Genomic DNA, 22374 nt, shown 5'->3' with positions numbered 1-22374 from the left:
CTAGACAGCGCATCCCCGCGAAGGCTCCGCGCGAGCAGGCGCCGCCCCCGTCGCGGGCGGACGGAGAGAGGACCGGCGTGCACATCCACCGCATCGAGGACCTGGACTCCCCGGGCCTCGAGGACTACTCGCGCCTCACCGACGTGGCCCTCCGCCGCGTGAGCGAGCCCGAGGGCGGCCTGTACATCGCCGAGTCCACCAAGGTCATGGGGCGGGCGCTCGCCGCGGGCCACGTGCCGCGCTCGGTCCTCGTGCAGGAGCAGTGGCTCGACGACGTCGCCCCGCTCCTCGAGGGCTTCCCGGACGTGCCGGTCTTCGTGGGCGCGCCCGCCGTGCTGGAGCGGCTCACGGGCTACAACCTGCACCGCGGGGCGCTCGCCGCGATGCACCGCCCGCCCCTGCCCGCCGTCGCCGACGTGCTGCGCGGCGCCCGCCGGGTCGTGGTGCTCGAGGACATCGTCGACCACACGAACGTCGGGGCGATCTTCCGCGCCGTCGCGGGCATCGGGGCCGACGCGGTGCTCATCACGCCGCGCTGCGCCGACCCGCTGTACCGCCGGAGCGTCCGGGTCAGCATGGGCACCGTGCTGCAGGTGCCGTGGACGCGGCTGCCCGAGTGGTCGGAGGCCGCGCCCCTCCTGCACGAGGCCGGGTTCCACCTCGCCGCGCTCGCCCTCGAGGACGACGCCGTCACGCTCGACGCCTTCGCGGCGGATCCGCCCGAGCGGATCGCGCTCGTGCTCGGGACCGAGGGGGACGGGCTCAGCCGCCACGCGCTCCGGCACGCGGACTCGACGGTGGTGATCCCGATGCTCCACGGCGTGGACTCGCTCAACGTGGCCGCGGCGAGCGCCGTCGCGCTCTACGCCCTCCGGGTCCCGGCGTGAGCCGCGCCCGGCGCGCCACCCTCGCCGGCGTCGCCGCCGCGCTCGTCGTCTCGGCGGGCGTCTACGTCCCCGTGACCCTCACGGCGGATCCGCCGGCCGCGGTTGCGCAGGTCGACGCGCCGGATCCCGTCGTCAACGTCGCGACCCCGGAGACCTGGCCGGGGGAGGGCGTCTCGGCCGTCGGCGCGATCGGGTTCGACGGCGTGCTGGCCACGGACGACGAGGCGCCGGTCCCTCGGCCCATGGCGAGCATCACCAAGACCGTGACCGCCCTCGTCGTGCTGCGCGCGAAGCCGCTCGCCGCCGGCGAGGAGGGGCCGCAGGTCACCTTCACCGCCGAGGACGAGGCGCTCCGCGTCGAGATCCTCAAGCAGGACGGCATCGTGGAGCCCGCGGTGCCCGGCACGAGCCTCTCGCAGCGCGACCTCCTCGAGGGCGCGCTGCTCGCGAGCGCCAACAACTACGCGGCGGCCCTCGGCGTCTGGGCCTTCGGGTCGAACGACGCCTTCGTCCAGGCGGCGAACGCGTGGCTGGCCGAGCAGGGCCTCACGGGCACGCACGTCGCCGACGCGATGGGGCTCTCGCCCGACACGGTGAGCACGACCACTGACCTCGTCCGCATCGGGGAGATGGTGCTGGCCGACCCGGTGCTCGCGGACATCGTCGACCAGCGGAGCGCCGACGTCGCGGGCGTGGGCGCCGTGGTGAACCGCAACCTGCTCGCCGACGTGCCGGGGTTCCGCGGCATCAAGACGGGCACGCTCGAGCAGGCCGGCAAGTGCCTGCTCTGGGCCGTGGACACGAAGGTCGGCGACCGGGACGTGACGCTCGTCGGCGTGACCCTCGGGGCGCGGGACCACGCGGAGCTCGCGCGCCAGGTGCTCGCGCTGCTGCCGACCGTCACCGCCAACATGCACGTGGTGCGGGTCGCGACGGCGGGGGAGCCGTTCGCCGACTACACGACCGCGTGGGGCGCGACGGCGCAGGCGGTGAGCACGGCCGACGAGTCGCTGCTCGTCTGGGGCGACACGCCCGTGACGACGACGGTGGAGGCGTCCGGCACGGCCGAGGCCGAGGCGGGTGCGCCGGTGGGCACGGCCACGGTCACGGCCGGCGAGGAGACCGTGCAGGTGCCGCTGGCGCTCGACCGGGCGATCCCCGGCCCCGACGGCTGGTGGCGCCTCGCGAACCCGGGCGAGCTGCTGGGCTGACCGCGGGGCACGCCGGGCACGCCGGGAGGGTCGATCCCGGGATCAGCCCGCGGCGTCCGGGCGCGTCCACGGCGACGCGTCGGGCCGCTTGGCCGTGCGCCCGTCGCCCGAGGACTGGTGGCGGAGGCGCCGCAGCACCCACGGCACGAAGTAGGAGCGGGCCCAGTCGATGTCGCCCGCGCGGGCCTGGCGCCAGGTGCGCGTCGGGAGCGGCTCGGGCCGGAGCGGCTGCAGGTCGTTCTCGACGGCGAGCGCCTGCAACACCATGCGCGCGACCGTGTGGTGGCCGAGGGGTGCGAGGTGCAGCCGGTCGACGTCCCACATGCGCGGGTCCTGGATCTCGGTGAGCGCCCACTGGTCGGCGACGATGCAGTCGCGCCGGGCGGCGATCGCCCGGATGTCCTCGTTGTAGATGGCGACCTTGCCGCGGAGGCGGCCGAACACGGGGGAGAACTTGACGTCGGTGCCCGTGAAGAGGACCACGGTCGCGCCCTCCGACGAGAGCCGCTCCACCATGCGGTCGAGGCGGTCGGCGAGCCGGTCCGGGTCGGCGCCGGGGCGGAGGATGTCGTTGCCGCCCGCGGAGAGGGACACGAGGTCGGGGTGCAGGGCCATGGCCGGCTCGACCTGCTCGTCCGCGATCTGCGCGAGGAGGCGCCCGCGGATCGCGAGGTTCGCGTACGAGAAGCCCTCGACCTGGTCGGCCAGCACCTCGGCCACGCGGTCGGCCCAGCCCCGGTGCCCCGTGGGGCTGCCCGGCTCGGGATCGCCGATGCCCTCCGTGAAGGAGTCGCCGAGGGCGACGTAGCGGCGCCAGGGATGGGGCTCGGTCATGCGCTTCCTTCCGGGTGGGACGCCTCCCATCATAGGAACGCCCTCGCCCCGGCCTGCGGGAATGCCCGGACCCCTCCGATAGTTGAGCATTCAAGCAACCTGATGCGCGCCCGAGGAACGAGGACCCATGCCCGACCTGCTCTCCGCCGACACGTCCATGGGTCCCGTGACCCTGCTGGTCGGCGACCTGGACCGGATGACCGCCTACTACCGCGACGCCGTCGGCCTCGACGTCCTCGCCGAGGGCGTCGAGTCGACGACGCTCGGGCGGGCGGGGGTCCCCGCCGTGGTCCTCGAGCCCGCGCACGGGCTCGACCTGCCGAGCCCCGGGAACGCCGGCCTCTTCCACACGGCCGTGCTGTTCGACGCCCCGGCTGCCCTCGCGCGGTCGGTGGCGTCCGTCGCGCGACGCGCGCCCGGCACCTTCACCGGGAGCGCCGACCACCTCGTGAGCCGCGCCTTCTACTTCACCGACCCCGAGGGCAACGGCGTGGAGCTCTACACCGACCGCCCGCGCGACGAGTGGACGTGGCAGGACGGCCGGGTCGTCATGGACAGCCTGCGGCTCGACCCGAACGCCTTCCTGCGCCAGGAGCTCGCGCCCGTGGCCGACGCCGCCTCCGACGCCGCGGGGATCGGCCACGTGCACCTGCAGGTCGGCGACACGGAGACCGCGTCCGCCTTCTACGTCGAGGCGCTCGGCTTCGAGCTCGTGGCGGGATGGCACGGATCCGCGATCTTCGTCTCCGCCGGCGGGTACCACCACCACATGGCCATGAACACCTGGAACAGCCGCGGGGCGGGCCGACGCCCGGCGACGCTCGGGCTCGGCACGGTGCGCATCGAGGTGCCCACGCGCGACGAGGTCGAGGCGGTGGACGCGCGGCTCCGCCGGGTCGGCGTCGCCACGCGCGACGACGGCCGCGCGCTCGCCTTCGAGGACCCGTGGGGGAACGCCCTGGTGCTGTCGGCCGGCTGAGCCCTCGTCCGCGGCCGGGTGCGCAGTGTCCTGGGCGGGGGAGACTGGGCGCATGACGCCCGCCGCCCCGGCCGACCCGCTCGCGCACCTCGACGGCGCCCTGCTGCGGCGGATCCGCTCCCGGGCCGCCGGGTACGACGCCCGCAACGCCTTCTTCGCCGAGGACCTCGACGAGCTCCGCGCCGCCGGGCACCTCCGGCTGCTCGTGCCGCGGGAGCTCGGCGGATCGGGCGCGTCCCTCGCCGACGCCGTGCGCGCCCAGCACCTCCTCGCGCAGGCGGCGCCCGCCACCGCGCTCGGGGTCGGCATGCACCTCGTCTGGACGGCCGTCGCCCGGATCCTCGCGGACCGCGGCGACGACTCCCTCCGCGGCGTCCTCGAGGACGCCGGCCGCGACGAGCTGCTGGCCTTCGCCATCAGCGAGCCCGGCAACGACCAGGCGCTCGCCGACGCCCTGACGCGGGCCGAGCCCGACGCGGACGGCGGCTACCGCTTCACCGGCACCAAGGTGTCCTCGAGCATGGCGCCCGCGTGGACCCGCCTCGGCCTCTTCGGGCGCGACGACGCGGATCCCGCGCGCCCGCTCCTCGTGCACGCCTTCGTGCCGCGCGACGCGGCCGGCCTCGAGATCGTCCCCGACTGGGACACCCTCGGCATGCGCGCCACGCAGAGCCACACCGTCGTGCTCCGGGACGTGCGGGCGGAGCCGCGCGACGTGGTCCGCCGCCGCGAGCACGGCCGCCGCGACGACCCCTTCGTGCTCGCCGTGCTGCAGGCGTTCGAGCTCCTCGTGGCGGCCGTGTACGCCGGGATCGGGCAGCGCGCGCTCGACCTCGCCGTGGAGTCCGCCCTCCGCCGCACCTCGCTCGCGGCCGGCGGCCGGACGCTCGCGACGGACCCCGGCATCCGCCACCTCGTCGCGGAGGCGGCCCTCGCGCAGGACGCGCTCCTGCCGCAGCTGCAGGCGCTCGCCGCGGACGTCGACCGGGGCGTCGACCACGGCGACAGCTGGGCGTCCCTCCTCGTCGGCGCCAAGGTGCGCGCGACCCGCACGGCCGCCGACGTCGTGCAGCGGGCCGTCGCCGTCGCGGGCGGGGGATCCTTACGCACGGGCGACGAGCTCGGGCGCCTGTACCGCGACGTGCTGGCCGGCGGCTTCCACCCGTCGAGCGACCGGCAGGCCGCCGAGACCATCGCGACCACGCTACTCGGAGCCGTGCCGCGTCCGTCCTGAACGCCGCCCGGGGGAGGGGTGGGAGCGCGTCGGACGCCTCCCGCCGCGACGCGCCCGGCCCGTCGCGCGGGCGCGGATCCGCTCCCGCCGCGCCACGCCGACGACGCCCGGGCCACCGCGCCGATCCGTCCGGTCCGCCCCGCCGCGACCCGCCGGCGATCGTCGGGAGCGTCACCCGGTGCGGGTATCGTGAGGTCGAGTGAGCACCCTGCCGACCCCTCCTCCGCACGTCGGATCCGCCGCGGCCGAGCACCTCTCGCCGGCCTTCCCGGAGCGCGCCGCCTGGGGCACCGTCAGCAAGCTGCGGGCCTGGCAGGAGGAGGCCCTCACCGCGTACTTCGAGAACGAGCCGCGCGACTTCCTCGCCAACGCGACGCCGGGCGCCGGCAAGACGACCTTCGCCCTCCGCCTCGCCTCCGAGCTGCTGCACCGCAAGACCGTCGACCGGATCACCGTCGTCGCCCCCACGGAGCACCTCAAGAAGCAGTGGGCCGACGCGGCGGCGCGCGCGGGCGTCCGCCTCGATCCCATGTACAGCAACTCCTCCGGCGCCCTCGGCCGGCACTACCACGGGGCGGCCGTCACCTACGCGCAGGTCGCCGCGAACCCGTACCTGCACAAGACCATGACCGAGCAGAGCCGCACCCTCGTGATCCTCGACGAGGTCCACCACGGCGGCGACGCGCTCAGCTGGGGCGACGCGATCCGCGAGGCCTTCGAGCGCGCCACGCGCCGGCTCTCGCTCACGGGGACGCCGTTCCGCTCCGACACCGCGCCCATCCCGTTCGTCAGCTACCTCCGCGACCACCGCGGCGTGCGCCTCTCGCAGACCGACTACGACTACGGCTACAGCCGCGCGCTCGCCGACGGGGTCGTGCGGCCCGTCATCTTCCTCGCCTACGCCGGCAGCATGCGCTGGCGGAACAAGATGGGCGACGAGATGGAGGCGCAGCTCGCCGAGGGCAACACGAAGGACATCACGTCGCAGGCGTGGCGCACGGCGCTCGCCCCCGACGGCGAGTGGATCCCGCAGGTGCTGCAGGCCGCCGACCGCCGGCTCAGCGAGGTCCGGCAGTCGATCCCCGACGCGGGCGGCCTCGTCATCGCCACCGACCACACCACGGCCCGCGCCTACGCCGCGATCCTCCAGCGCATCAGCGGGCAGCCGGTCACGCTCGTGCTCTCCGACGACGTCGAGGCGAGCGCCAACATCGACCGGTTCTCGGCGAGCACCTCGCGCTGGATGGTCGCGGTGCGCATGGTCTCCGAGGGCGTCGACGTGCCCCGGCTCGCGGTCGGCGTGTACGCGACCAGCGCGTCCACCCCGCTGTTCTTCGCGCAGGCGATCGGCCGCTTCGTGCGTGCCCGGCGCCGCGGCGAGACCGCCTCGATCTTCCTGCCGAGCGTCCCGAACCTCCTCGTGCTCGCCAACGAGCTGGAGCGCCAGCGCGACCACGCCCTCGACCGCGACTCCTCGAAGGAGGGCGACCTCTACAACCCCGAGGACGCCATGATGGGCGAGGCGAACCGCAGCGAGAAGGGGTCCGACTCCCTGCTCAGCGAGTTCTCCTTCGAGGCCATGGGATCCGAGGCGACCTTCGACAAGGTGCTCTTCGACGGCGCCGAGTTCGGGCAGATGGCCGACGTCGGCAGCCTGGAGGAGGAGGAGTTCATCGGGCTCCCCGGCATCCTGGAGCCCGAGCAGGTGCGCGAGCTCCTCGCCCAGCGGCAGCACCGGCAGTCCCGCCACGCGTCCGAGCGGGAGCGCAAGCAGGCCGAGAGCGGCGCCCCGAAGGATCCCGACGACATCCCGCTGTACCGCACGCTCAAGGAGCAGCGGCAGCTCCTCAACAGCCTCGTCGGCATGCGCGCGAAGCTGCACGGCGAGCCGCACGGCCTCGTGCACGCCGAGCTGCGGCGCGTGTGCGGCGGGCCCGCGGTCGGCCAGTGCAGCGTCACGCAGCTGCAGCAGCGGATCGACCAGCTCCGCAAGTGGATGCGCAGCTAGCGCGTCCGTGTGATGCGGGGGCAGCTCCGCGGGTGGATGCGCAGCTAGCGCGTCCGCACTCGCGTCGCCTCGCTAGGGCTCCGTCACGAACCCGTTGTCGACCATGAACTCGTAGGCGACGTCCGCCGGCTCCTCGCCCTGGTCGTCGACGCGGAGGTTCATCTCGCGCAGCGCATCGTCGGTGACGACGAGGGAGACGCGGTCGAAGACGTCCTGCAGGCCCGGGTACTCCTCGAGCGTCCGGGTGTCGAGGACGGCGGCGACGTTGTAGGCGGGGAAGAAGCCGAGGTCGTCCTCGAGGATCCGGAGGCCGAGCTTGTCGATGCGGCCGTCCGTCGTGAAGACCTCGCCGAAGGCGCACGTGCCGCGGTCGGTCGCCGTGTAGACCGCGCCCGTGTCGAAGATGCTCACGTTGCCGTCGGGCACCCCCTCGTCGGACCCGCGCGGGATGCCGTACGCCTCGAGCAGCGGCGACAGGCCGTCCGGGCGGGAGTTGAACTCCGCCTCGACGCAGAAGGTGCGGTCGCCGACGGGCAGGTCCTTGATCTGCGACATCCTCGTGACGCCGAGCCGGTCGGCCTCCTCCTCGCGGATGGCCATCGCGTACGTGTTGTTGAGCGGCGCCGGGGTCAGCCAGGTGAGGCCGTTCGCGCGGTCCGCGTCGCGCACGGCCTCGTACTGGGCGCGCTGGTCCGGGATGCCCTCGGGCTCGCCGAGGTAGCTCAGCCAGGCGGTTCCCGTGTACTCCCACGTCATGTCGGCGCCGTGGCTCGTCATGAGCTCCCGGGCCGGGACGCTGCCCGGGACGTTCGTCTTGTCCGTGACCTGGAAGCCCGCGGCCTTCGCGGCGAGGACGGCGATCTTGCCGAGGATCAGCTGCTCGGTGAAGTTCTTCGACGTGATGGTGATCCCCGCGCCGTCGGGGAGGTCGAGCGGCTGGATCGAGCCGGGCGCGACCTCCGGCACGTAGGCGGTGGCCGGCTGGAGCCCGCAGCCGGTGAGGGTCGCGAGGGCCGCGGCCACGAGGGCGGGCACGCCGAGCGCGCGGCGGAGGCGGGTGGAGCGGGGGAGGGTCGTCACGGTCAGAGTCCCTTCGGGCGGGCGACGTGCTCGACGACGCGGCCGAGCCAGTCGATGGCTAGCGCGAGGAGCGCGATGAGCAGGGCGCCCGAGACGAGCACGGGGTAGAGGTACAGGTTCACGCCCGTGGTGATGAGGATCCCGAGCCCGCCGCCGTTGACGAACGCGGCCAGGGCCGCGGTGCCCACGAGGAGCACGAGCGCGGTGCGGATCCCGGCGAGCATGACGGGGACGGCCAGCGGCAGCTCGATGCGGAACAGCACCGCGCCGCGGCTCATGCCCATCCCGCGGCCGGCCTCGACGAGCCGCTCGTCGACGCCGCGGATCCCGAGGATCGTGTTGCCGAGCACGGGGAGCGCGGCGTAGAGGACCAGGGCCACGAGGCTCGCCTGGAACCCGTTCGGGATGATCATCGCGAGGAGCACCACCAGGCCGATGGCGGGAGCCGCCGTGCCGAAGTTCGCGACCGCGAGGACCGGGCCGGAGTACCGCCGGAGCCGGCCCCGGGTGAGCAGAACGCCGAGCGGCACCGCGATGACGAGCACGACCACGGCGGCGGAGAAGGTGAGCCCGAGGTGCTCGAGGGTCGACCGGCCGAGGGCGGCCGGGGCGAGGGTGGTCCGCTCCTGCGCGCTCAACGGCGCGACGGCGAGCCAGACGAGGTACGCGCCGAGCACCGCGGCGATCGCGACGGGCTGCGCGACGAGCCCGCGCCAGGAGCGCGCGCCGCCGGCGATCCCGGCGCTGGCGTCGAGGGCGGCGCTCATCCGTCCTGCCCGTCCTGCGCGGCGGGCGCGGCGACGGCGGCGGCGCGCGCGGCGTCGGCGCCGACCGTGCCGATGGTGCCCGTGTTCGTGCCGACCGGCGCGCCGTCGAGCCCGCCGGCCGCGGAGGCCCGGGCGCGGGTGATGGCGTCCATCACGGTCTCGACGTCGATGACGCCGAGGAACGCGCCGCCGCGACCCGTCACGAGCGCGGCGCCCGCGCTCGAGACGAGCATGGTGTCGAGCGCGTCGTTGAGGGTCGCGCGGTTGCCGACGACCGGCAGGCCGGGCTCCGCGCCGTCGCCCACGAAGTCGATGCGGCCGAGCTGGCGGCGCGAGAGCCACTGGATGGGGCGGTCGCGGGCGTCGATGATGACCGCGTGCTGGTGGCCGGCCGCGTCCATGCCCGCGAGCACGTCCGCGGCGGCGTCGCCCGGACGGCCGAGGACGGCGCTCGCGAGCGGCACCTCGTCGACGCGGCGGAGCGTGAGCTGCTTGAGCCCGGCGCCGGAGCCGATGAACTCCTCCACGAACGCGTCGGCGGGCTCGGCGAGGATCCGCTCCGGGGTGTCGTACTGCACGATGCGCGCGCCCTCGGCGAAGACGACGATCCAGTCGCCCAGCTTCACGGCCTCGTCGAAGTCGTGCGTGACGATGACGATGGTCTTCTGCAGCTCGGCCTGGATGCGGATCAGCTCGTCCTGCAGCCGCTGCCGGGTGATGGGGTCCACCGCGCCGAAGGGCTCGTCCATGAGGAGCACGGGCGGGTCGGCCGCGAGCGCGCGGGCCACGCCGACGCGCTGCTGCTGGCCGCCCGACAGCTCCTTGGGGTAGCGGTCGCGGTACTGCGCCGGGTCGAGCGACACGAGCTCGAGCAGCTCGTCCACGCGGGCGCGGATCCGGGCGGCGTCCCAGCCGAGCATCTTCGGCACCACGGCGATGTTCGCCGCGACCGTCATGTGCGGGAAGAGCCCGCCGGCCTGGATCACGTAGCCGATGCGGCGCCGCAGCTCGTCGCCGTCGATGCCGGTGACGTCCTCGTCGCCGAGCACCACGCGGCCCTCGGTGGGCTCGATCAGCCGGTTGATCATCTTCAGCGTCGTGGTCTTGCCGCAGCCCGACGGGCCGACGAGCATGACGATCTTGCCGGCGGGGATCTCCAGCGTGATCCCGTCGACGGCCGGCTTCGCCTGGCCCGGGTACCGCTTGGTGACGCCGTCGAGCAGGATCGAGCGCCCGCTGACCTCGGGGGCGCGGGGAGGGGTGGTGGTCTCAGACACGGATGCCTCTCGGTGTGGTGAGCCGGCCGATGCCGACGAGGACGAGGTCGAGCAGGAGGGCGAGGAGGACGACGCCGAGGACGCCCGTGAGGACGGACTCGATCGAGTTCTCGCCGCCGAGCCGCGAGAGCCCGGAGAAGATGAAGCCGCCGAGGCCCGGGCCGAGCACGTACGCGGCGACGGCGGCGATGCCCATCACCATCTGCGCCGAGACGCGGATGCCGCCGAGGATCACGGGCCACGCGAGCGGAAGCTCGACCCGGAGGAGCGTGCGTACGCGGCTCATGCCGATGCCCCGCGCGGACTCGACGACGGCCGGGTCGATCCCGGCGAGGCCGACGACCGCGTTCCGGAGGATCGGCAGGACGGCGAAGAAGGTCACGACCGCGACGGCGGGGGCGACCCCGAAGCCGAGCGGCGCGATCAGGAGGCCGACGAGCGCGAAGGCGGGGAGGGTCAGGCCGATGGCGGAGACGCTGTTGGCGAGCGAGCGGAGCGGGCCGCTGCGGTAGACGAGCGCCGCGATGCCGACCGCGATGACCGTGGCGAGGAGGAGGCACTGGACCACGAGGCTGAGGTGCTGCCACGCCGAGAACGCGATCTGGTCCGAGCGCTCGGACAGGAAGTCCCACATGACGATCTCCTCTGCATGGGTCGGGCACCGGGAGGGAGTCGGCTCTGGTCACCCTACGCAAGCCTCCCGATCATGAGAAGTTCGCCGAGGGGGCTTGCGCCTGCTATCGCGCGCACTCCCGGGCCCGGACGCCCGCGCCCGGACGCCCGCGCCGGGGGAGAGGGACGCCGCACGGGGCGCGCCCAGGCGCCCTCGCCTACGATCCTGATCGGGGAGCCGCCCGACCGGCACCCGCGAGGAGTGAACGATGCCCGTCCCGTCGCGCGACGCCGACGCCTACGCGATCCTCGGCGTCGAGCCGTCCGCCACGCAGGACGAGATCCGCCGGGCCTACCGCCGCGGGGTCCGCACGGCGCACCCCGACATGGGCGGCACCGCCGAGCGCTTCCAGGCCGTGCGCGACGCGTTCGCCGCCGTGGGCGACCCCGAGAGCCGGGCCCGCTACGAGCGGGGGCTCCGCGAGGCACCGCTCCCGGAGGACGCCGCCGGCCGCGACCCCGCCCGCCCCGCCCGTCCCGCGTCGTCCGCGTCGGCCCCCACCGCCGCCGCGTGGGACCCCGCCGCCCGCCGCGGCCGCCCCGGCGCGCCCCGCGAGCGGCCCGCGTCCCGCACCCGCAGCTTCGGCCACCCGGGCGGGTTCGCCCGGCTCCGCTACCTCGCCCTGGTCCGCGAGTGGCTGGCGGATCCCGTCGAGCCGTCGGTCCCGGCGACGCCCGTCCCGCCGCGCGGCGGACCGGCCCTCTCCGACCGTCCGGATCCCTACGTCCGCCGGGCCCGCGCCATCGCGCCGCCGGTCGTCGCCGTGCTGCTCGCCCTCGTCCTGCTCGTCTCGGGCCTCGGCGCGCTCGCGGCCGTCGTCGGCCTGGTCGTCGGCGCCGCGGCGGGCCTCGCGGCCGCGGGTCCCGCCGGTCGCGCCTGGTTCCGCGCCGAGGAGCCCCGTCGGCGGGCGGCCGCGCGGCTCCAGGAGGACGTCCTCGCGCACGAGCGCGCCCTCCGCGCCTATCCCGACCTCATGGCGGCGTACAGCGCGCGCCTCGCCCGCCTCGAGGACCTCCGCCGGCGCTTCGAGGCCGACGCCTACGCACCCGACCTCGTCGCCGAGGTGCCGGCCGCGGCCGCCGAGGCCCTGCGCGCCGCCGTCGCGCAGGAGGAGACGGCGCGCGAGCTGATGGAGCTCGGCCCGTCGTACGCGTTCTGGAACGGCGTCGCCGTGCCGCGCTCGGGCGACGCGGTCGACCACCTCGTGCTGGGGCCGCAGGGGCTCGTCGCGGTCGAGTCCGTGCCCGACGGATCCGCCGCCGCGACCGACCCGGCCGCCCGCGACGCCGCGCTCCGCGGCCTCGACGCCCGGGCGCGCGCGGTCGCGTCGGAGATGCAGGTGCCGGTCGTCGGCCTCGTGCTGTCGCTGCCGTCCGGGGTCCTCGGCGCCGCGCCCGTGGTGCTGCACGCGGCCGACGACGCGCAGGCGATCCCCGCCTACGCGGTCGCCCGCACGCTGCTCGCCGACCACGTCGCCGCGGGCCTGCCCGGCCTCCGCGCGATGGATCCCGAGCGCCTGCTCGCGGTCCGCACGCGCCTGGTGCTCGACGCGCGCTTCGTCTGAGGCTCCGGCCGGACGGCCGCGTCCCAGGCGGGGTCAGCGGGGGAGCGGCACGTCCAGCTCGCCCGCGCGCACCATCCACTCGACGGCCTCGCGCGCCGCCTCCTCGCTCGTGTACCGGGGCGCGTAGCCGAGGACGTCCCTGGCCTTGTCGATGCTCGCGACGTGGCTGCGGCTGAGGTGCTCCCAGCTGGCGTCCGCGTGATCCCCGCCGGTGCGGGCCCGGAACGCGTCCCAGTCGAGGTGCTCGAGCTCCGGCTCGCGGCCGAACCAGGCGGCCGCCGCGCGGGCGAACCCGCGCACGGACAGCGCGCGCTCCGAGACGGCGTGGAAGCTCTCCCCGACGCTCGTCTCGCGGTTGGCGATGGCGAGCTGCACGACCTGCGCGACGTCGTCGGCGTGCACGTGGTGCATCGTCTCGCTGCCGGATCCCGGCACCGCGAGGGGGCTGCCGGTGGCGAGCGCGGTCCACACGCCGGGGTCGAGGTTGCCGACCGGCGTGATGACGGGCCAGCCGCCGCCGCTGATGTGGCCGGGGTGCACGACCGTGGCGGGCACGCCGCCCGAGCGCGACTCGGCGATCAGGTAGCGCTCGATCTCCGCCTTCCGCACGCCGTACTCGCCGAACGGCTCCTTGGGGTCGTCCTCGCGCAGCGGCAGCGCGGTGCTGAGGCCGTGGGTCCAGATGCTGCCGATGTGCACGAGGTGCCGGACCCGGCCGCGCAGCCCCTCGACGAGGTGGCGCGCCGACTCGGGGGTGAAGCAGACGAGGTCGACGACGACCTCGGGGGCGAGCGCCGCGATCCGGTCGGCGAAGGTGCCGGCCGCGTCCTCGGCGTCGCGGTCGACCTGCACGCGCTCCACGCGGTCCCACAGGGGCGACTCCCGGTAGGGCTCGCGGGTGCCGCGGCTGACGGCGACGACGTCGTGGCCGGAGTCGACGAGGCGGGGGACGAGGAAGGTCCCGATGTGGCCGGTGGCTCCGATGACGACGACGCGCATCCCGTCACCCTATCGGCGCGTCGGACGCCCGCCGCGCCCGCGGATCAGATCCAGCCGCGCTTCCGGAACGCCGCGTAGAGCACGACGCCCATCACGACCATGAGCCCGAGCGCGAGCGGGTACCCGTAGGTCCACCTCAGCTCCGGCATGTTGGTGAAGTTCATGCCGTAGATGGTGCCGACGAGCGTGGGCGCGAAGAGGATGGCCGCCCACGAGGAGATGCGCTTGACCTGGTCGTTCTGCGCGAGGCTCGTCTCGGTGAGCTTCTTCATCTCGTCGTTCTGCCGCTGGCCGACGAGCGTCGTGTGCACCGTGAGCGCGTTCTGCAGGAGCGTCCGGAACGCGTCGGCGCGCTCGGCGACGCGGATCACGTGGTCGTGCACGTCGCGGAAGCCGCGGCGGAGCTCCAGGTCCACCTCGCGCTCCTCGGCCCGGTGCCGCAGGTCGTCGAGCATGGCGCCGAGCGGGGCCGTGGCGCGCTGGAACGCGGTGACCTCGCGCATCAGCGCGTAGATGCGGCGCGAGACGTCGGGGTCGGCGCCGAAGATCTGGTCCTCGACCTGGTCGACGTCGTCCTCGAGCCCCGAGGCGACCGGCCCGTACTCGTCGACGACCTGGTCGAGGATCGCGTAGAGGACGGCGGTCGGGCCGAGGGCGAGGAGGTCGCGGTCGGCCTCGAGGCGGTGGCGGACCGCGGCGAGGTCGGGCGACTCGGCGTGCCGGATCGTGACCACGAAGTCGGGCCCGACGAAGACGTGCAGCTCGCCGAACTCCACGCGCTCCTCGGCGTCGACGTAGCGGGCGGGACGCAGCACCACGAACCAGGTGTCGCCGTAGCGCTCCATCTTCGAGCGCTGGTGGCCGGTGAGCGCGTCCTCCACGGCGAGCGGGTGCAGGCCGAACTCGGCCGCGACGCGCTGGATCTCCTCCGGCTCCGGGCGGTACAGGCCGATCCACGCGAGGCCCTCGCGGGCGCGCATGACCTCGAACGTCTCGTCGAGGCTCTCGGGATCCGCGGTGCGGACCCCTCGGACGTACACGGCGCTGTCGACGACGGTCATGGGATCTCATCTCTCGGGTCGGGACCCGCGCGGGCCGAGTGCGACTGTAGCCTGACGCCGGCCGAGGAGCCCGGGAGCGACCGGCCCGGGACCGACCGGCCCGGAAACGAGGAAGAGCCGGCCGGATCCTTCAGGATCCGACCGGCTCTCGTGTGTGTCCGAAGGGGGACTTGAACCCCCACGCCCTAATACGGGCACTAGCACCTCAAGCTAGCGCGTCTACCAATTCCGCCATCCGGACAGGATGTGCGGCCCGCCGTCTCCGGCTGCCGAGAGACGACATTAGCACGGCTCCGGGGCCCTCTCGACCACCCGCCGGTCCGGACGGCACAGCCGGGCCTCGATAGCGTGGACCCATGACCGACACGCTGCCCGACGACCTCGACGCCACCGCGCGCATCGCCCGCGACCTCATCCGGTTCGACACCACCAACCACGGCGAGGGCCGGTCGGAGGGGGAGACGGAGGCCGCGGAGTACGTGGAGCAGCACCTCAAGGACATGGGGCTCGCGCCCGAGCTCATCGACGCCGCGCCGGGTCGCACGAGCGTCCTCGCGCGCATCCCCGGCCGCAACCGCGACAAGCCGGCGCTCGTCGTGCACGGCCACCTCGACGTGGTCCCGGCGGATCCCGCGAACTGGACGGTCGACCCCTTCGCGGGCGAGATCAAGGACGGCATGCTCTGGGGCCGCGGCGCGGTCGACATGAAGAACATGGACGCCATGATGATCACCGCGATGCAGGAGATCATCACGTCCGGCCGGGCACCCGAGCGCGACATCGTCATGGCCTTCTTCTCCGACGAGGAGGCCGGCGGCGTGCTCGGCTCCGCGTACGTCGTCGAGAACCGCCCCGACTGGTTCGCGGGCGCGACCGAGGCCATCAGCGAGGTCGGCGGCTACTCCATCGACCTCGCCGGGAAGCGCGCCTACCTGCTGCAGACGGGCGAGAAGGCCCTCGTCTGGGTGAGGCTCGTCGCCACCGGCACCGCGGGCCACGGCTCGCAGGTCAACCGCGACAACGCCGTCACGCGGCTCGCGGGCGCGGTCGCGCGGATCGGCATGGAGGAATGGCCCGTGCACCTCACCGACACGACGCGCCAGCTCCTCGACGAGATCGCCCGCATCGTCGGCCAGGACCCGCGGCAGGTGACGCCCGACGACCTCGCCATCGCCACGGGCACCGCATCCAAGTTCATCGCCGCCACGCTCCGCACCACGACGAACCCGACGCTCCTGCACGCCGGCTACAAGCACAACGTGATCCCCGACACCGCCGAGGCGCTCGTCGACATCCGCGTGCTCCCCGGCGAGGAGGACGCGGTGCTCGCCCGGGTCCGCGAGCTCGCCGGCGAGGGCGTCGACGTGCAGGTCGTGATCCAGGACGTCGGGCTCGAGAACCCGTTCGAGGGCCCCCTCGTGGACGCCATGGTGGCGACCCTCAACGCGCACGACCCCGAGGCCGAGGTGCTGCCCTACATGCTCTCCGGCGGCACCGACAACAAGGCGCTCAGCCGGCTCGGGATCACGGGCTACGGGTTCGCGCCGCTGCGCCTGCCGGCCTCCATGGACTTCCCGGCGATGTTCCACGGCGTCGACGAGCGCGTCCCGCTCGACGCACTAGTCTTCGGGAGGCAGGTCCTGCGGGACCTCCTCCTCGACTACTAGTACCGAGCCCCAGGTGGGCCACCCGACACTTGGAGCATCCGTTTGAGCTACCTCGAGGCGATCATCCTGGGCCTGGTCCAGGGATTGACCGAATTCCTGCCCATCTCCTCGAGCGCCCACCTCCGCATCGCCGGCCTGTTCATGGGCGGCGACCCGGGCGCCACGTTCACCGCCATCACGCAGCTCGGCACCGAGCTCGCGGTCGTCGTGTTCTTCCGCAAGCGCATCGGCAAGGTCCTCTCGGCCTGGTTCCGCTCGCTCCGCGGGGGGATGCCGAAGGGCGACCCGGACGTGCGCATGGGCTGGCTCGTCATCATCGGCACCATCCCCATCGGCATCGCGGGCTACCTGTTCCAGGACACGATCCGCTCCACGTTCCGCTCGCTGTGGATCGTCGCGATCGTCCTCATCGTCTTCGGCATCCTGCTCGGCCTCGCGGACCGCTTCAGCCGCAGCGACCGCCTCGAGAAGGACATGACCTACGGGCACGGCGTGAGCATCGGCATCGCGCAGGCCCTCGCGCTCGTCCCCGGCGTCTCGCGCTCGGGCGCCACCACGACCGCCGCGCGGGCCTTCGGGTACGCGCGTCCCGTCGCCGCCGAGTACTCGTTCCTGCTCGCCGTGCCGGCCGTCTTCGGCAGCGGGCTCTACGAGCTCGTGGGGAGCTTCGACGAGACCGGGCAGGCGGGCGCCGGGCAGACGGCCGTCGCCACGCTCATCGCCTTCGTCGTCGGCCTCGCCGTCATCGCGGGCCTCATGCGCTACATCTCCACGCGCACCTTCATGCCGTTCGTGGTCTACCGCGTCGCCCTCGGCGCCGTGCTGCTCGTGCTCCTCGGCACCGGCACGATCGCGGCCTGATCCCGTGCGCGCCTGGTCACGTCCCGTCGTCCCCGCCGTCGCGGGGGAGCCGCCCGTCCCGTCCCTGTTCGACACGAGCACCGGATCCATCCGGCCCGCCGAGTGCGCGGGCGACGGCCGCGTGGGCCTGTACGTCTGCGGCATCACGCCGTACGACGCGACGCACCTCGGCCACGCCTCCACCTACCTCGCGTTCGACACGCTGCAGCGCGTGTGGCTCGACCGCGGGTACGACGTCGCCTACGTCCAGAACGTGACCGACGTCGACGACCCGCTGCTCGAGCGGGCGACGGCGACGGGCGTCGACTGGCGCGACCTCGCCGCCGAGCAGGTGGAGCTGTTCCGCACCGACATGGAGGCGCTCCGGATCCTCCCGCCCGACTCCTACGTCGGCGTCACGGAGGTCGTCGACGAGGTCGCGGCCGCCGTCGCGGAGCTCGTGCGCCGCGGCACCGCGTACCCGGTCGACACCCCCGACGCCGCCGAGCCCGGCGCGCGGGACCTCTACTTCGACGTCGCGCGGGCGGGGGAGACGGGCCCCTGGTCCCTCGGCGACGAGAGCGGCTACGACCGCGCGACCATGGCCGTCCTCTCCGCCGAGCGCGGCGGCGACCCGGAGCGGCCCGGCAAGCGCGACCCGCTGGATCCGCTGCTGTGGCGCGCCGAGCGCGCGGGCGAGCCCGCCTGGGACAGCGTCGTCGGCCGCGGCCGGCCCGGCTGGCACATCGAGTGCGCCGTCATCGCGCTCCGGAAGCTCGACCGGCCCGTCACCGTGCAGGGCGGCGGCAGCGACCTGATCTTCCCGCACCACGAGATGTCCGCCGGCCACGCGTCCGCGCTCACGGGCGAGGAGTTCGCGTGCGTCTACGCGCACACCGGCATGGTCGCCTACCAGGGCGAGAAGATGAGCAAGTCGCTCGGCAACCTCGTGCTCGTGTCGCGCCTGCGCGCGGCGGGCGTGGATCCGCGGGCCATCCGCCTCGCGCTCCTCGCGCAGCACCACCGCGCGGACTGGGAGTGGACGGACGCGCTCCTCGAGGAGTCCGTCACCCGCCTCGCCGCCTGGGACGCGTGGGCGTCGGAGGACGCGGATCCGCACGCCGCGCCCGCCGTCGACGGCGCCGGCGAGCTCGTCCAGCTCGTGCGCGAGCGCCTCGCGGACGACCTCGACACCCCGGGCGCGATCCTGCTGCTCGACCTCCGGGTCGCCACGGGCGTGCCCGCGACGCCGGTCGAGGTCGACGCGGTCGACGCGCTCCTCGGCGTGCGGCTCGGGAGCCCGGCCGCCTGATCCGCGGCGCGTCCCGCGGCCGGCGCCGGGTCCGTGGGGACCTACTGGTCCTTGGGGTCCTTCGGCCGCCACGGCTCGTCCGGGCGGTCGTCGCCGCGGCCGCGCGGCCCGTCGCCGCGGCGGAGGTACCGCTCGAACTCCTGCGCGATGGCCTCGCCGCTCGCCTCGGGGGAGTCGACCGTGTCGCGGGCCTGCTCGAGCTGCTGGATGTAGGAGGCCATGTCCTCGTCCTCGCCCGCGAGCTGGTCGATGCCGGCCTCCCAGGTGGCGGCCTCCTCGACGAGCTCGCCGCGCGGGATCACCACGTCGACCATCTCCTCGAGCTTGTCGATGAGCGCGAGCGTGGCCTTCGGCGACGGCGCGCTGTGCACGTAGTGCGGCACGGACGCCCAGAGGGAGACCGTAGGCAGGCCCATCTCCTCCGCGCGCTGGGCGATGATGCTGAGGATCCCGACCGGCCCCTCGTACGTGCTCCGCTCGATGCCGAGCTCGGCGCGGACGCCGGCGTTCTCGCTCGAGGAGAAGACGGAGATGGGGCGCGTGTGCGGCACGTCGGCCAGCAGCGCGCCGAGCAGCACGACGCCCTCGACGCCGCGGGCGCGCGCCGCGTCGAGCACCTCGGCGGTGAACGCCGTCCAGTGCCGGGACGGCTCGACGCCGAGGAGGAGGTGGATGCTGCCGCCGTTGTCGCCGCTCACGGCGAGCTGGGCGTCGGCGGCGAGGTCCTGGGCGGGGCGACGCGGCTGCTTCGGACCGTAGAGCGTCGCGCCCGGCCACTCGAGCTCGCGGGTGCCGTCCTCCGCGAAGCCGATGGTGGGGCGGTTGAACTGGAAGTCGAAGTAGTCCTCGGGATCCACCGACGACACCGCCTCGAGGTCGAGCAGCTCCTTCAACGCCCGGACCGCTCCGCTGGCGGCCTCGCCCGCGTCGTTCCAGCCCTCGAAGGCGACGACCAGCAGCCGTCCGCTCACGAACCTCTCGGCATCCGCCACGTGTCTCCCGTCCCGTGCTCGACATCGCCCGGCCGGCGGTCGTCGGACAAGCTTAGGACGCGCCGCCCACCGATAGACTCGCTCCCCGTGATCAGCAACAGACCCGCGGCCGTCCTCTGGGACATGGACGGCACCATCGTGGACACGGAGCCCTACTGGATGGTGGCGGAGCAGGAGCTGGTCGGCTCGTTCGGCGGCACGTGGACCCACGAGGACGGCCTCCGCCTCGTCGGCAACGGCCTGCCGGACTCGGCGCGCATCCTCCAGGCGGCGGGCGTCGACCTGCCCGTGGACGACATCATCGGGCGGCTCAGCGACCGCGTCATGGAGCAGATCCTCGTTGAGGTGCCGTGGCGCCCGGGCGCGCGCGAGCTCCTCCGCGGGATCCGCGATGCCGGCATCCCCACCGCGCTCGTCACCATGTCCATCGGCCGCATGGCCCGGCAGGTCGCCGAGGCCGTGCCGTTCGACGCCTTCGACCGCGTCGTCGCCGGCGACGACGTGACGCACAGCAAGCCCCACCCCGAGGCCTACCTCACCGCAGCCCGCCTGCTCGACGTCGACGTCCGCGACTGCGTCGCCATCGAGGACTCGGCCCCCGGCGTCGCCTCCGCGGCTGCCTCCGGCGCCACGGTCATCGCCGTTCCGCACCACGTTCCGCTCCCCGCCGACGACGCGTACGTCCTCTGGGACACCCTCGCCGGCCGCTCGCTCGCCGACGTCGAGGCCGCGCACGCCGACCGCCGCGCGTCCGCCGCCGCCGCTCCGACCCGGGACGGGGTGCGCGCATGACCGTCGAGACCTCGGCCGCGCGCTTCAGCGGCCCCTTCCGTGCGGGCGACCGCGTCCAGCTCACCGGCCCCAAGGGCCGCCTCAACACGATCCTGCTCGAGCCCGGCAAGGTGTTCCACACCCACCGCGGCATGATCGACCACGACGACCTCATCGGCCTGCCCGACGGCAGCGTCGTCACCAACAGCGCCGGCATCGCGTGCCTCGCGCTCCGGCCGCTCCTCTCGGACGTCGTCATGTCGATGCCGCGCGGCGCGGCGATCATCTACCCGAAGGACGCCGCGCAGATCCTGGGCCTCGCCGACGTGTTCCCCGGGGCGACCGTCGTCGAGGCGGGCGTCGGATCCGGCGCCCTGTCGATGTGGCTGCTCCGAGCCCTCGGCCCGACCGGCACCCTGCTCTCCTTCGAGCGCCGCGAGGAGTTCGCGGACGTCGCCCGCGGCAACGTCGCGAGCTACTTCGGCCACAGCCCGGAGAACTGGTCCATCACGCTCGGCGACCTCGCCGAAGCGCTGCCGACCGTCACCGAGCCGCACTCGGTCGACCGGGTCGTGCTGGACATGCTGGCGCCGTGGGAGTGCGTCGACGCGGTCGCCGAGGCGCTCACGCCCGGCGGCGTGCTGCTCTGCTACGTCGCCACCGTCACGCAGCTCTCGCGCGTCGCCGAGGCGCTCCGCGACACGGGGCTCTTCACGAACCCGGACGCGAGCGAGACCATGATCCGCGGCTGGCACGTCGAGGGCCTGGCGGTCCGCCCCGAGCACCGCATGATCGGGCACACCGGCTTCCTCATCACCGCCCGTCGCCTGGCGCCCGGATCCGTCCTCCCGCAGCTCAAGCGCCGCGCGTCGAAGTCGGACTTCAGCGACGAGGACATGGAGGCGTGGACCCCCGGATCGCTCGGGGAGCGCCGCGTGAGCGACAAGGTGCTGCGCAAGCGCGTGCGCATCGCGGAGCACGGCGCGGAGCTCGCGGGCGCACGCGACGCCGCCGACGAGGGCGGCGCGGCCGTCCCCGACGACGCGGACGACGCGGCCGGGCCCGCCGACCCCAGCGCCTAGGATGACAGGGCCGATCACGCGGGTGCGTGCCGGCCGCCCCCACCATCGAAAGAGGAGTCACGTGCGCCGTTCCGCCGCGCTCACCGTCTGCGCAGGGCTCGTCCTGTCGCTCGCCGCCTGCGCCCCGTCCGGGTCCGGATCCGATGCGGCGTCCGACTGCACGCCCCTCGCCCGGTCCGGCAGCTCGTCGAGCACGGTCGCGGCCACGGGCGAGGTCGGCAGCGCGCCGGAGTCCGTGACGTTCCCCACGCCGCTGAAGCCCGCGGACGTCGAGGTCTCGACCCTGGTCGAGGGCGACGGTCCCCGGGTGCAGCCGCGCCAGGGCATCACGGCCGCCGCCTCCATCGTCGACGGCAAGACGGGCGAGACCCTCGCCCAGTACGCGCGCATCTCCCCGAACTCCCGCACCACGGGCTCGAACGTGTTCACCACCGCGTCGCTCCGGGAGGGCCTGCCCTACCTCGAGCAGGCGATGGAGTGCATGCCGGTCGGCTCGCGCCTCGCCGTCGCCGTCCCGGTCGCCACGGTCTTCCCGGGCCAGGACCTCTCCGCCCAGGGCCTCGAGGCCTCGGACGGCCTCGTCCTCGTCGTCGACATCACGTCGTCCTACCCCGAGCGCGCGACGGGCGATCCGCAGCCCGCGCAGGCCGGCTTCCCCGCCGTCGTCACCACCGACGACGGCGTCCCCGGCGTCACCATCCCGCCGAGCACGCCGCCCGCCGAGTACCGCGACGCCCTGCTCCGCGCGGGCGACGGCGACGAGGTGGCCGAGGGCGACGTCGTCACGATGCAGTACACGGGCGTCGTCTGGGGCACGAGCACGTCGGCCGAGAGGCAGGCCGTGTTCGGATCCAGCTGGACCGGCGGCGGACCCCTGCAGGTGCCGGCCGCGGCCAGCGCGGGCGGCGCGTCCGCCGGAGCGCAGAGCCCGCTCGTCGTCACCCCGGGGCTCGCGAAGGCCCTCGTCGGGAAGCACGTCGGCGACCAGGTCATCGCGGTCGTCCCCCCGGGCGACGGCTTCGGCGACCAGGCGGCCGCGAAGGTGCCCGCCGGTTCCACGCTCGTCTACGTGGTGGATATCCTCGGGACGAGCAAGCAGAGCAAGTAACGTCGCATCGCCACCGGCCGGGGGCTGC

General features: G+C 74.4%; 20 protein-coding genes and 1 tRNA gene. 12 read left to right on the top strand and 9 right to left on the bottom strand.

What is annotated here, in order from left to right; genetic code table 11:
• The first annotated feature begins 77 nt into the window (after positions 1–77).
• Positions 78–887, top strand: coding sequence for a TrmH family RNA methyltransferase (locus ACT7CP_RS08965; protein WP_445441963.1), 810 nt, complete (start codon positions 78–80; stop codon positions 885–887).
• Positions 884–2098, top strand: a complete 1215-nt coding sequence (locus ACT7CP_RS08960; protein ID WP_445441962.1) for a D-alanyl-D-alanine carboxypeptidase family protein — start codon at positions 884–886, stop codon at positions 2096–2098. The genes ACT7CP_RS08965 and ACT7CP_RS08960 overlap by 4 nt, the downstream gene beginning before the upstream one ends.
• Before the next feature lie 42 nt (positions 2099–2140).
• On the opposite strand, the gene ACT7CP_RS08955 is transcribed toward ACT7CP_RS08960, so the two are convergent.
• Positions 2141–2932: an SGNH/GDSL hydrolase family protein gene (locus tag ACT7CP_RS08955; protein ID WP_413962847.1), complete on the bottom strand. Its 792-nt coding sequence runs from the start codon at positions 2930–2932 to the stop codon at positions 2141–2143.
• 127 nt (positions 2933–3059) lie between these two features.
• Here ACT7CP_RS08955 and ACT7CP_RS08950 point away from each other — a divergent pair, with 127 nt between their 5' ends.
• The 3 genes from ACT7CP_RS08950 (at position 3060) to ACT7CP_RS08940 (ending at position 7153) form a co-directional block, all read left to right on the top strand.
• Entirely contained in the window at positions 3060–3911 is an 852-nt protein-coding gene (locus ACT7CP_RS08950; protein ID WP_445441961.1) for a VOC family protein, read from the top strand.
• A gap of 52 nt (positions 3912–3963) precedes the next feature.
• Positions 3964–5145, top strand: coding sequence for an acyl-CoA dehydrogenase family protein (locus ACT7CP_RS08945; RefSeq protein WP_445441960.1), 1182 nt, complete (start codon positions 3964–3966; stop codon positions 5143–5145).
• A 199-nt stretch (positions 5146–5344) separates the two neighbouring features.
• Positions 5345–7153, top strand: a complete 1809-nt coding sequence (locus ACT7CP_RS08940; protein WP_445441959.1) for a DEAD/DEAH box helicase — start codon at positions 5345–5347, stop codon at positions 7151–7153.
• A gap of 72 nt (positions 7154–7225) precedes the next feature.
• Here ACT7CP_RS08940 and ACT7CP_RS08935 read toward each other — a convergent pair whose 3' ends face one another.
• Genes ACT7CP_RS08935 through ACT7CP_RS08920 form a run of 4 tightly spaced genes read right to left on the bottom strand, consistent with a single transcriptional unit; the run spans position 7226 to position 10911 of the window.
• The gene (locus ACT7CP_RS08935) at positions 7226–8233 is read right to left on the bottom strand and encodes a glycine betaine ABC transporter substrate-binding protein (protein WP_445441958.1); all 1008 of its coding nucleotides are present in this window, start codon (positions 8231–8233) and stop codon (positions 7226–7228) included.
• Positions 8234–8235: 2 nt separating this feature from the next.
• Positions 8236–9000 carry an ABC transporter permease gene (locus ACT7CP_RS08930; RefSeq protein ID WP_445441957.1) on the bottom strand — a complete coding sequence of 255 codons (765 nt, stop codon included), beginning with the start codon at positions 8998–9000 and terminating at the stop codon, positions 8236–8238.
• On the bottom strand, positions 8997–10277 hold the full coding sequence (locus ACT7CP_RS08925; protein ID WP_445441956.1) for an ABC transporter ATP-binding protein: 1281 nt from the start codon (positions 10275–10277) through the stop codon (positions 8997–8999). The genes ACT7CP_RS08930 and ACT7CP_RS08925 overlap by 4 nt, the downstream gene beginning before the upstream one ends.
• Entirely contained in the window at positions 10270–10911 is a 642-nt protein-coding gene (locus tag ACT7CP_RS08920; RefSeq protein ID WP_413962854.1) for an ABC transporter permease, read from the bottom strand. Before ACT7CP_RS08920 ends, ACT7CP_RS08925 begins: the two co-directional genes overlap by 8 nt.
• 247 nt (positions 10912–11158) lie before the next feature.
• On the opposite strand from ACT7CP_RS08920, the gene ACT7CP_RS08915 reads away from it, so the two are divergent.
• Positions 11159–12514 (top strand): J domain-containing protein, encoded by a 1356-nt coding sequence (locus ACT7CP_RS08915; RefSeq protein ID WP_445441955.1) that lies wholly within the window; start codon positions 11159–11161, stop codon positions 12512–12514.
• Positions 12515–12547: 33 nt separating this feature from the next.
• Here ACT7CP_RS08915 and ACT7CP_RS08910 read toward each other — a convergent pair whose 3' ends face one another.
• From ACT7CP_RS08910 to ACT7CP_RS08900, 3 genes are all read right to left on the bottom strand, one after another.
• Positions 12548–13513 (bottom strand): NAD-dependent epimerase/dehydratase family protein, encoded by a 966-nt coding sequence (locus tag ACT7CP_RS08910; protein WP_445441954.1) that lies wholly within the window; start codon positions 13511–13513, stop codon positions 12548–12550.
• A gap of 44 nt (positions 13514–13557) precedes the next feature.
• Positions 13558–14574, bottom strand: a complete 1017-nt coding sequence (locus ACT7CP_RS08905; protein ID WP_445441953.1) for a magnesium and cobalt transport protein CorA — start codon at positions 14572–14574, stop codon at positions 13558–13560.
• A gap of 155 nt (positions 14575–14729) precedes the next feature.
• Positions 14730–14815: transfer RNA gene (locus tag ACT7CP_RS08900), tRNA-Leu, on the bottom strand.
• 115 nt (positions 14816–14930) lie between these two features.
• On the opposite strand from ACT7CP_RS08900, the gene ACT7CP_RS08895 reads away from it, so the two are divergent.
• Genes ACT7CP_RS08895 through mshC form a run of 3 tightly spaced genes read left to right on the top strand, consistent with a single transcriptional unit; the run spans position 14931 to position 18393 of the window.
• Complete coding sequence (locus ACT7CP_RS08895) at positions 14931–16241, top strand: M20/M25/M40 family metallo-hydrolase (protein ID WP_445441952.1); 1311 nt, start codon at positions 14931–14933, stop codon at positions 16239–16241.
• Positions 16242–16283: 42 nt separating this feature from the next.
• On the top strand, positions 16284–17102 hold the full coding sequence (locus tag ACT7CP_RS08890) for an undecaprenyl-diphosphate phosphatase (protein ID WP_445441951.1): 819 nt from the start codon (positions 16284–16286) through the stop codon (positions 17100–17102).
• A gap of 4 nt (positions 17103–17106) precedes the next feature.
• Positions 17107–18393: a cysteine--1-D-myo-inosityl 2-amino-2-deoxy-alpha-D-glucopyranoside ligase gene (gene mshC / locus ACT7CP_RS08885; protein ID WP_445441950.1), complete on the top strand. Its 1287-nt coding sequence runs from the start codon at positions 17107–17109 to the stop codon at positions 18391–18393.
• A gap of 41 nt (positions 18394–18434) precedes the next feature.
• Here mshC and ACT7CP_RS08880 read toward each other — a convergent pair whose 3' ends face one another.
• On the bottom strand, positions 18435–19385 hold the full coding sequence (locus tag ACT7CP_RS08880) for a PAC2 family protein (protein WP_413962861.1): 951 nt from the start codon (positions 19383–19385) through the stop codon (positions 18435–18437).
• 87 nt (positions 19386–19472) lie between these two features.
• Between ACT7CP_RS08880 and ACT7CP_RS08875 the strand changes: the two genes are divergently transcribed.
• From ACT7CP_RS08875 to ACT7CP_RS08865, 3 genes are all read left to right on the top strand, one after another.
• Positions 19473–20177, top strand: coding sequence for an HAD family hydrolase (locus ACT7CP_RS08875; RefSeq protein ID WP_445441949.1), 705 nt, complete (start codon positions 19473–19475; stop codon positions 20175–20177).
• Entirely contained in the window at positions 20174–21238 is a 1065-nt protein-coding gene (locus ACT7CP_RS08870; protein ID WP_445441948.1) for a tRNA (adenine-N1)-methyltransferase, read from the top strand. Before ACT7CP_RS08875 ends, ACT7CP_RS08870 begins: the two co-directional genes overlap by 4 nt.
• Before the next feature lie 61 nt (positions 21239–21299).
• A complete protein-coding gene (locus tag ACT7CP_RS08865; RefSeq protein WP_445441947.1) occupies positions 21300–22346 on the top strand; it encodes an FKBP-type peptidyl-prolyl cis-trans isomerase in 1047 nt (348 codons plus the stop codon).
• Positions 22347–22374 lie beyond the last annotated feature (28 nt).

The organism is Clavibacter rahimiani (genome assembly GCF_052654495.1).
The sequence above is the reverse complement of the archived record's forward strand: the minus strand, read 5'-3'. Positions and strand labels throughout refer to the sequence as shown.